Origin of the sequence: Streptomyces sp. NPDC060205, assembly GCF_042728395.1 — a bacterium.
Classification (GTDB): Bacteria; Actinomycetota; Actinomycetes; order Streptomycetales; family Streptomycetaceae; genus Streptomyces.
On the sequence record NZ_JBHWZP010000477.1, the window covers coordinates 1 to 5,461 of the forward strand.

Consider the following 5,461-nt stretch of genomic DNA (forward strand, 5'->3'; position numbering starts at 1 on the left):
GCCTTGTGCGGAGGCGCCCCCCGTCACGTACAGGCCGGGTCCGTCAGGGGATCTTCACCCACTGCGCCTTGCTCGGGGTGCCCTGGTCGTCCGTCACGAACAGCATGTACCAGCCGGACTCGACCAGATTGCGGCTCTTGGGGACGGTGACCTCGATGCCGTCCTTCGTCTTCTCGAAGTCCAGCGCGATCGACCGCTGGTCGACGTCGGTGACGTGCGTCGAGGCGCTCGGCCGGATCAGCCGGGCCGACTTGATCGACGAGGAGTGCTTCGAGGTGAACGCCGCCGTCCCGCCGCGCTCGACGGTCTTCGGGCCGCCGGAGAGCGTCGGCCGCGACCCCTGGTAGAGGTACGGCGGCGTGTAGATCTCCACGCGCTGCTCGAACTTGCCCGGCTTGGTGTTGGCCTTGTCGGCGTAGAGCGAGTCCGAGCCGAAGAACATCACGCGGCCGTCGGGCAGCAGGATCGAGCCCGAGTGGTAGTTGCGGCCCACCAGCGGATCGGCGACCCGCTTGAACTCGTTGGTCTTCGAGTCGTACATCCGCGCCTGGAGGATGTTGGTGTCGCCGCGCCCGCGGTAGTCCTCCGAGCCGCCCGAGACCAGCACGTCGTCGTCCGGGAGGATCGAGTACTGCGGATAGCGCGTGCCCTTCTCCAGCTCGGGGCCGTCGGTGAACTTCGGGTTGTCGGCCAGCAGGTCGATGATGCGGGTCTTCTTGCTGGACAGTTTGGACTCGCCGACCCCGCCGCCGCCGATGACCATGTACTTCTCGTCCTGCGCGGGCGGCAGCAGGACCGTGCCCGCGGTCTCCAGGAGCTTCGGGTCGGACATGCCCCCCAGCTTCTTGAACTTGTTCGTCTCCAGGTCCCAGACGCCCGGGTCACGGCCGACGTCGTCGGGTCCGTAGCCCGCGTTCGCGCCCGAGTAGAACAGCTTGCCGTTCTGCATGAGCGAGATCGCCGGGTAGGTCGGGAACTGGCGGACGCCGTCGGTGTACGTCCACTTCTTGGTCTTCGGGTCGTACACCTCGTTCTTGCCCGGCACCAGCTGGCCGATCTCGTCCAGGCCGGAGAGGCTGAGGATCTTGCCGTCCGAGAGCGTGGTGAGCGTCGGGTACCAGCGCGCCTCGTTCATCGGGTCGACCTTGATGTACTTCTCGGCGACCGGGTCGAACTCGTAGGCGTCCTTGATCCCCTGGAAGTCCTTCTTGTCCAGGGCGAGCTTCTGCGCGATGCCGTACGTGTTGCGCGCGTCGGCGCCCGAGAGGCCCTGCACGCGGTAGTTGTCCTGCGTGCCCGTCTCGTACTTGGAGCCGCTCTTCTGCGCCTCGACGTAGATCCGGCCGAGGCCCGGTTCGTTGCGCAGGAACCTGCCGGTCGCCTTGTCGAAGACCTTCTTGGCGCGCTCGACGACGACCGGGTCCTTCGACACGAACGTCTTGCCGTTCTCCTTGCCCGAGAAGCGGGTGCCCGCGGGCAGGGTGATCGGCTCGTCCGGGTTCTCGTTGTGGACGACCATCAGGCCGCCCGCCTTGGTGATGTCGCCCTTGAGCTTCTCGTAGCGCTTGGTGCCGCCGGCGATCAGGAGGTTGCCGTTGGGCAGTTGGGTGTGGCCCGTGCAGAACAGGTCGGCCGGCGTCGGGACCTTCTTGATCGTCTTCTTGACCGGGTCCCAGATACGGGTGTCGAACTTCTTCGCGTCGAAGTTGTCCTGGTTGTTTCCCGAACCGGCGATCAGCAGGATCTTCCCGGTGTGCAGCAGCGCGGCGTGAATGGTGTTCAGCCGGTACTTCTCGGGGAACTCGACGATGTCCCACTTGCCGTTCTCGGCCTTGTACTCAGGTCTGTTGATCTTGTACTCGTGGTACTGCTCCGACCCGAAGCGGTAGAGCGCGGGTCCGTTCATCCCGGCCAGCGCAAGCACCACCGCCGCACCTATCGCGATGCGGCGGGCGCGGCGGCGGCTGGAACCGTCTTTCACTTGAATTCCCGTCTAACTCGACTGACTTGGCCGGCGCGGACCAGGCCTCGTCCCTGGTCCGGCCCCTGGGCTGGGATACGCGGCGCGACAGCCGCGCGTCTCAGTTCCCGGACGAACGGTGCTGGCCCCCGAGGGAGATCTGCACGGTCTGGTCGGTGCCCCCGCCCGCCGCCCAACTCGGCTTGTGCTGGGGTGCGTGCTGCGGCGGGTGCTGCTGCCCGTACGGGGCCGCGTGCTGCGGCGCCTGGGACTGCTGCGGCTGGAGGGGGATCCGGCTGTCGTACACGGGCGCCGGGGCGGCCGGGGGCTCCTGGGGGGAACCGTGCCGGTGCTTCCTCCCCTTCTTGTCCTGCCGCATCATCCAGCGCCAGGCGAACATCGGCGAGGCCGTGATGAGCAGCGCGAACGTCGCCCAGATGATCATCGCCGGGTGGGCGTGGCCGTAGACGAAGCCCGCGGTGATCGAACCGCTGAAGATCGCGATGAAGTACCAGTGGTAGCGGAACGTGCCGAACCAGGTGTCCGGGCTCGCGGAGTCGCCCTTCGGGGTCACCACGAACTTGCTCTTGCGGCGCAGCATCGAGTCGATGAGGGCCTTCGCGTACAGCGGCGCCGACAGCGCGGACATGATCATGCCCGCCACACCGCCGGAGCCCTCGGGCTCGTGCGGCGACACGTTGTGGCGGCGGTTCCAGACGTAGAGGCCGATCTGCAGCGCCGAGGCGTTGCCGTAGAGCATCAGCCAGATCGCCGGGTCGATGTTCACACCCGAGGCGCCCAGACCCAGGAACAGCGCACAGCTCAGCGCGGCCAGGATCCAGTTGAGCGCCGACATCGGGTAGAAGATGATCATCATCGTGTAGTTGAAGAACTTGCTCGGCGGCAGCGAGTAGGCGCCCTTCCAGTACTGCTTGAGGATCGTCTCGTACGTACCCCGTGACCAGCGCATCTGCTGGGTGAAGAAGTCCGTCCAGGCGTTCGGGCCCTCACCGACCGCGAGGACGTCCGGGGTGTAGACCGAGCGCCACTTCCGGCCCGTCGCCGGGTTCTTGTGGCGGTGGATCTCGAAGCCGGTCGCCATGTCCTCGGTGATCGAGTCGTACAGACCGCCGATCTGCTTCAGCGCCTTGATCCGCACGGCGTTCGACGTGCCCACGAACATCGGCGAGCCGTACGCGTTGCCCGCGCGCTGGATCAGCGCGTGGAACAGGAACTGCTGCGACTCGGCGGCCTTGGTGATCGGGTTGTCGTAGTTGCCGTAGACCTGCGGGCCGATCACGAAGCCGATGTCGGGGTCGCGGAAGAAGCCCAGCATCCGCTCCAGGTAGTTCGGCAGCGGGACATGGTCGGTGTCGACGCTGGCGAAGAAGTCGTAGCGGTCGCCGTGCGCGTCCAGCCAGGCGTTGTAGTTGCCGTGCTTGGTCTTGGCGCGGTGCGGGCCCTTCTTCTGGTTCCACTTCGCGACGCCCTTGCGGGAGAAGTGGTGCACGCCGAGGCGCTCGCAGACCGCCTTCACCTCGGGGTCGTCGCCCTCGTCGAGGAGCCAGACATGCATGAGGCCGCGGTGCCGGATCCGCACCGCGGCTTCCAGGGTCTTCGTCACCATCTCCAGCGGCTCCTTGCCGGGCACGAAGGAGGTGAGGAAGGCCACTCTGGTGCCGGTCTCGGGCACCACCGGGATCGGGTCGCGGGCGACGAGCGTGGCGTGCGCGTTCGACAGCACGTTCATGCAGCGGAACAGCTCGATCAGACCGATCGAGACGAGCATCACCATGTCGAGCGCGGGCAGGAAGTCGTAGGCGGGATAGTCCCGTTCGGTCCAGTGCGTGGGCTGCAGCAGCCAGGCCAGCAGCACGAGCGAAAGCAGCGGGGCGGCGCCCAGCATCAGGGCGGCGCGCAGCCGGTGCGGCTCCTGCGAGAGCAGCGTGCGGTACTGCACCTTGTACGGCTTGGTCGGGTCCGGCTGCGTGAGAGGACCCGCGAGCCGGCTGTAGTGCTCGTAGTCGTATCTCGGCAGGTTCTTCTTGATTCTGCGGAAAGTGCCGGTCCGCGTCTGTGACGGCACCCTCAGCTGGGTGGTCTCGGACGGGTCGGAGTTCTGCCGGGCGCCCGTCGGCGTCGACGTCATGAGTCATCCCCCCACACGCGAGTTTCCACGTGCTCGTTGTTCCCTTCGCCGGCAGGTCCCCCTGAACCCGCACAGGCGTATCAACAGCAGGCCCCCGTCACCACATCATCCACACACCTTATAGACATGGCGCAGCGGCCTTCCGGTTGCATGATGCCCCCCTCGACATCCGTTCATTGACAGGGCCCCAATCCCCGTCTTCGCACGCAACCGCTTTCATGCCCCCAACTGCTCTGTAACCGCAGCCTCTTGTTGCCCAGGGTTCTATGCCGTTCGTCATGATCGCAAGATGCGAAACACGGTGTTTACCGGTCATACGCGCTCATTGGGGAGCCTGCTGGTCTCGTTCGGTACCGTTGCTGTCAACCGCGTACGGATGTTGCCGAAGTGTTCTCTTATTGCGTCCTCGGCCCGCCCCGGATCACCGGAGCGCACCGCGTCGAGAATCTCCCGGTGCTGCCGGCAGGTCACCTTCGGATCCTGCGGAAGTTCCACGAGATCCGTGCGTACGCGGTGGAAGGCGTCCCAGAACGCCTCCAGGAGTTCACTCAGCAGGAGGTTGCCCAGACCCCGGTAGAGAGTGGCGTGAAACGCGCGGTCGGTCTCGGCGAGACCCGCTCCGGCGGTGGCCTCCGCGTCCATGCGTTCGACCAGTGCGTCCAGCGCGGCCAGATCCTCCGGCGGGACGTTGCCCGCCACGCGCGAGACCAGGCCGGTCTCCACGGCCTCGCGCAGCTGCAGGAGCTGCAGGAGGCTGTCCTCGCCGCGGTAGTGCCCGGCGACCGTGCGGAAGGCCAGGCCCTCGATCATCGGTGCCATGGACATCGGCCCGACGTAGGTGCCGAAGCCGTGCCGGATCTCTACGATGCCCATCGCCTGCAGGGCCTTGAGTGCCTCGCGCACGGAGTTCCGGCTGGCGCCGAGCAGCTCCATGAGGTCGGGCTCGGTCGGCAGTACGGCGCCCGAGGGCAGCCGACGGTCGATGATGAGCTTCTTGATCTGCTCCTGGAGGTCGCGCGCCATGGCGAGAGGGTAGCGGGCCGTAAGGGTTCGGCCATACGCGAAGAGGCTCCCCGCTTCGTGCGGGGAGCCTCTTCGTTACTTCTCTTGCCCTGCTCGTGCCTCTTCTTGCTTCTTGTGCGCCGCCAGGGACTCGAACCCCGGACCCGCTGATTAAGAGTCAGCTGCTCTAACCAACTGAGCTAGCGGCGCGGGTGGCTGTCGCCGACGAGAACTCTACCGGACCTTCGCGGGGCGGTTGACCGTGGGATTTCGGCTGCGGGTCCGGTTGGGGTTGCTCGCGCAGTTCCCCGCGCCCCTGGGTGGGCAGGGGCGCAGCCCCGCTTTTCAGG

3 protein-coding genes and 1 tRNA gene are annotated in these 5,461 nt (G+C 66.6%); all 4 read right to left on the bottom strand.

Annotated elements, in window-relative coordinates:
- Positions 1-43: 43 nt before the first annotated feature.
- Positions 44-1,981, bottom strand: a complete 1,938-nt coding sequence (locus ACFWGJ_RS41335; RefSeq protein WP_387334111.1) for a galactose oxidase-like domain-containing protein — start codon at positions 1,979-1,981, stop codon at positions 44-46.
- Positions 1,982-2,081: 100 nt separating this feature from the next.
- Positions 2,082-4,109, bottom strand: coding sequence for a glycosyltransferase family 2 protein (locus ACFWGJ_RS41340; protein ID WP_387334112.1), 2,028 nt, complete (start codon positions 4,107-4,109; stop codon positions 2,082-2,084).
- A gap of 312 nt (positions 4,110-4,421) precedes the next feature.
- Complete coding sequence (locus ACFWGJ_RS41345) at positions 4,422-5,132, bottom strand: FadR/GntR family transcriptional regulator (RefSeq protein ID WP_387334113.1); 711 nt, start codon at positions 5,130-5,132, stop codon at positions 4,422-4,424.
- Between the two features lie 115 nt (positions 5,133-5,247).
- Positions 5,248-5,321, bottom strand: a tRNA-Lys gene (locus ACFWGJ_RS41350).
- Positions 5,322-5,461: the final 140 nt, after the last annotated feature.

Excerpts from the sequence above, each read along its gene's own strand:
- ACFWGJ_RS41345 (WP_387334113.1), bottom strand. The coding sequence starts at position 5,132 with ATGGCGCGCGACCTCCAGGAGCAGATCAAGAAGCTCATCATCGACCGT.
- ACFWGJ_RS41340 (WP_387334112.1), bottom strand. The coding sequence starts at position 4,109 with ATGACGTCGACGCCGACGGGCGCCCGGCAGAACTCCGACCCGTCCGAG.